This window comes from Cellulomonas sp., assembly GCF_017744555.1.
Taxonomy (GTDB): Bacteria; Actinomycetota; Actinomycetes; order Actinomycetales; family Cellulomonadaceae; genus Cellulomonas.
The window spans coordinates 1-3,861 of the sequence record NZ_JAGIBD010000072.1; the positions used below are offsets into that span (position 1 = coordinate 1).

Below are 3,861 nucleotides of genomic sequence, written 5' to 3' on the forward strand. Positions count from 1 at the left end.
TCGCGGTGCTGCGCCGCGGGGGCACCCACTGCGGCGGGACCGCCCCGGGCGGTGCGGCCGGGCGCGCGGGGTCGTCGAGGCTCACGCGCTCACCCTAGGGCCGCGGTCCGCGGCTGCGCGGTCCGCGACGCGCGCCGCCACGGTGCGGGCCGGTCGCCCACGGCGGCGTGCTCCGGCCGGTCGCTCAGGACGCGTCGTCGTCACGGTACGTGCGGGGCAGCGCGGCGGAGGCCCGGCTCACGACCTCGTAGGTGATCGTCCCGGCGCTCGCGGCCCAGTGCGCCGCGGTCGGCACGCCGCCGGCCCCGGGCGGGCCGAACAGGGTGACGGCGTCGCCCGGGGCGTCGCCGGCCCGGGGGCCGAGGTCGACGACGAGCTGGTCCATGCAGATCCGCCCGACCACGCGGGCCGCGCGACCGTTGACGTGCACGCGCGCGGGCCCGCGACCGTCGGTCGACGCGTGGCGGGGCACGCCGTCGGCGTAGCCCAGCGGGACGAGCCCGAGCACGGTGCGTCGCGCGGTCCGGTGCTCGCTGCCGTACGACACCGGGGTCCCCGGCGGCACGGTGCGCACCGCCGCGAGGCGGCTGCGCAGGGTCATGGCGGGCGTCAGCATGCTCGCGCGCGGGTCTCCGGGCGGCAGCGGCGACAGCCCGTACGTCGCGAGGCCCGGGCGGACGAGGTCGTAGTGCAGGCGGGGGTCGGTGAGCGTGGCGGCCGAGGCGGCGACGTGCCGCAGCGGGACCTCGATCCCCGCGGCCCGCAGCACGTCGGTCGCGTCCTCGAATCGCGCGACCTGGTCGTGGGTGGCGGGGTGCCCGGGGGTGTCCGCGCACGCGAGGTGCGTCCACAGGCCGACGACCTCGACGCGACCGGTCGCCGCCAGGGACGCGGCGCGCCGGACCAGCGGGAGCAGTGCGTCTCGGCCGACGCCGTTGCGGCCCATCCCCGTGTCGACCTTGAGGTGGACGCGTGCGACGCGGCCCGTGTCCCGTGCGGCCGCGGCGACCTCCTCGAGAGCCCACGGCGCGCCCACGGACACGTCGACGTCGGCGTCGAGCAGCCGCGCGAACGGCGCGCCCGGCGTGTGCAGCCACGTGAGCACGCGAGCGTCGGCGGGGCGCAGCGCGGTGCGCAGGCGCAGCGCGTCCGACGCCCGCGCGACGCCGAACCACGTCGTCCCCGCGGCGAGCGCCGTGCGTGCGACCGGGAGCAGGCCGTGCCCGTAGGCGTCGGCCTTGAGCACCGCCATGACCTGCGCCTGCCCGGCCGCGGTGCGCAGCACGCGCAAGTTGTGGCGGACGGCGGCGAGGTCGACCTCGACCCGGGACTCGTCGTCGGCGCCGGCCATGTCGGTGCCGGCCGCGGGGCCGCACGCGGCGTCAGCGGTCGGCACGGTCGGCCTCCGGCCAGAAGACGCTGTCGGGCACCGCCCGGGCGCCGAAGATCGCCTGCCCGACGCGCACGCACGTGGCGCCCTCCTCGACGGCGATCTCGTAGTCGCCGGACATGCCCATCGACAGCTCACCGAGGCCGATGAGGTCGGGGTCGGCGTCCCGGGCGCGGTCCCGCAGGGTCCGGAGCAGCGCGAAGCACTCGCGGACGCGCGCGTGGTCGTCGCTGAGGACCGCGAGGGTCATGAGGCCGCGCACCCGCAGGTGCGGGTAGGCGGGCAGCGCGGCGAGGAACGCTGGCAGCTCGGCGGGCGGCATGCCGAACTTGGAGTCCTCGGCCGACGTGTTGACCTGGACGTAGACGTCGAGCGTGCGGCCGGCGGCCGCGAGCCGGCGGTCGAGGGCCTCGGCGACGCGCAGCCGGTCGAGGGCCTGGAGCTCGGACGCCCAGGCGGCGACCTCGCGGGCCTTGTTGGTCTGCAGGTGGCCGATGACGGACCACCGGACGTCGAGGTCGGCGAGGGCCTGACGCTTGCGCGCCGCCTCCTGGACCTTGTTCTCACCGAGCTCGTGGCACCCGGCGCGGACGGCGAGGCGGACGCGGTCCTCGGGGACGGTCTTGCTGACGGGCAGGAGCCGGACCTCGTCGGGGGAGCGGCTGACGCGCTCGGCCGCGGCGGCGATGCGTGACCGGACGTGGGAGACCGCGCGGACGAAGTCCCCCACGTCGCGCGACGTGGGGTAGCGCTGCTCGTCGGTCGGCGTGGGCCTGTTTGGCATAGGCCAAACGCTAGCATAGGCTCGGGACGAGACGGAGGTGGCGCGTGCCCCTGATGATCGACGGCCGGACCGCCGGCGACATCGCGGCGAGCGTGCGCGCGCTCGTGGACAGCGGGTCGCTCGCGCCGGGTGACCCGCTGCCGCCCGTGCGGACCCTCGCCGAGCAGCTCGGCGTCAACCGCAACACCGTGGTCGCCGCGTACCGCCAGCTCGCCCAGGCCGGTGCCGTGGTCACGCGCGGCCGGGCCGGCACGCGCGTCGCAGGCGTCGAGCAGCTGCCGGAGGAGGGCTTCGCGCGCGACACCGTGCTGCGCGACGTCGGCAGCGGCAACCCCGACCCGCGGCTGCTCCCCGACCCGGCCGCCGTCCGCGTGCCGCCCGGGGCGCCCGTCCTCTACGGGCAGGCGGTGCTCGACCCCGCGCTCGCCACCTGGGCCACCGACCACCTCGCGGCGGACTGCCCGCGCGAGCTGCGCGTCGCGGTGACGGGTGGCGCCGTCGACGCCGTCGAGCGGCTGCTCGCGACCGCGCTGGCGCCGGGGGACCTCGTGGCGCTCGAGGACCCGTGCTACCTCACGAGCATCCACACCGTGCGCCGGGCGGGCTACCTCCCTGTCCCCGTGAGCGTCGACGCGGAGGGGATGACGGTCGACGGGCTGCGCGCCGCACTGACGGCCGGGGCCCGCGCGGTCGTCTGCACCCCGCGGGCCCACAACCCCACGGGCGTCAGCCTGAGCGCCGCCCGCGCCGCTCAGCTGCGACGGGTGCTCGCCGAGCACCCCTACGTCCTCGTCGTCGAGGACGACCACTTCTCGCTGCTGTCCCGAGCGCCGTACCGCAGCGTCGTCGGCCGGCGCCACGCGCGCTGGGCGCTCGTGCGCTCGGTCTCCAAGTTCCTGGGCCCCGACCTGCGGCTCGCGTACGTCGCCTCGGACCCCGAGACCGCCGACCGGCTCGCCGCGCGGCTCGGCCCCGGCACGACGTGGGTCAGCCACCTGCTGCAGCGCACCGCGGCGGCGCTGCTGACGGACCCCGCGACGCGTGGCCTGCTCACCACGGCGCGCGACCGCTACGCGGAGCGCAACGCGGCCTTCGTCGACCTGCTCGCCTCGCGCGGCCTGACCGGCGCGGCGCCCGACGGGCTCAACGTGTGGGTCACGCTGCCCGCACCGTCGTCCGACGTGAGCGCGCGGCTCATGCGCCGCGGGTGGCTCGCACGCGACGGTGCGGAGTTCGCGCTCGAGCGCCGTGAGCCGCGCGCGCCCCACCTGCGCCTGACCGTCCACGACCTCGACGGCGACGACGCGGCGCGGCTCGCCGACGACCTCGCCGCCGCGGCGGGAGGGGCCGCGGGCCGCCTCTCCCGCTGAGCCGGTCTCCCGGCGCGGACGCGGGACGCACCGGCCGTGGAGGACCGAGGTCGTGCCGGGGCCCGCGTGCGGCGTCGTAGGGTGACCGCGGCCCGCGCTGAGGTCGCCGGGCCACGACGACGGGGTGGTGGCATGAACGAGGTCGAGCGCGAGGTCCGGGCACGGATGCGCGCCCAGGGGCTGTACAACGACGAGGGCCCGGGGCTCGAGGCGCTGGTCGAGGAGCGGCAGCGCGCCAAGGCGCTCACGTGGCGCTTCAACATGATGAACCCGACGGACGTCGCGGGCCGCCAGGCGCTCGCGCGCGAGCTGTTCGG

4 protein-coding genes are annotated in these 3,861 nt (G+C 77.5%); 2 read left to right on the forward strand and 2 right to left on the reverse strand.

All coding sequences use genetic code 11. The annotated features are described in order from the left end of the window. Positions 1–184 precede the first annotated feature (184 nt). Both alr and J7523_RS19965 read right to left on the reverse strand, forming a co-directional pair. The gene (alr, locus tag J7523_RS19960) at positions 185–1,396 is read right to left on the reverse strand and encodes an alanine racemase (protein ID WP_291890478.1); all 1,212 of its coding nucleotides are present in this window, start codon (positions 1,394–1,396) and stop codon (positions 185–187) included. Beyond that, a complete protein-coding gene (locus J7523_RS19965; RefSeq protein ID WP_291890480.1) occupies positions 1,383–2,174 on the reverse strand; it encodes a YggS family pyridoxal phosphate-dependent enzyme in 792 nt (263 codons plus the stop codon). Before J7523_RS19965 ends, alr begins: the two co-directional genes overlap by 14 nt. A 53-nt stretch (positions 2,175–2,227) precedes the next feature. Between J7523_RS19965 and J7523_RS19970 the strand changes: the two genes are divergently transcribed. Further along, positions 2,228–3,544: an aminotransferase class I/II-fold pyridoxal phosphate-dependent enzyme gene (locus tag J7523_RS19970; protein WP_291890483.1), complete on the forward strand. Its 1,317-nt coding sequence runs from the start codon at positions 2,228–2,230 to the stop codon at positions 3,542–3,544. A 132-nt stretch (positions 3,545–3,676) separates the two neighbouring features. Further along, the coding region (locus tag J7523_RS19975) for a maltose acetyltransferase domain-containing protein (protein WP_291890481.1) at positions 3,677–3,861 on the forward strand (185 nt) is incomplete at its 3' end.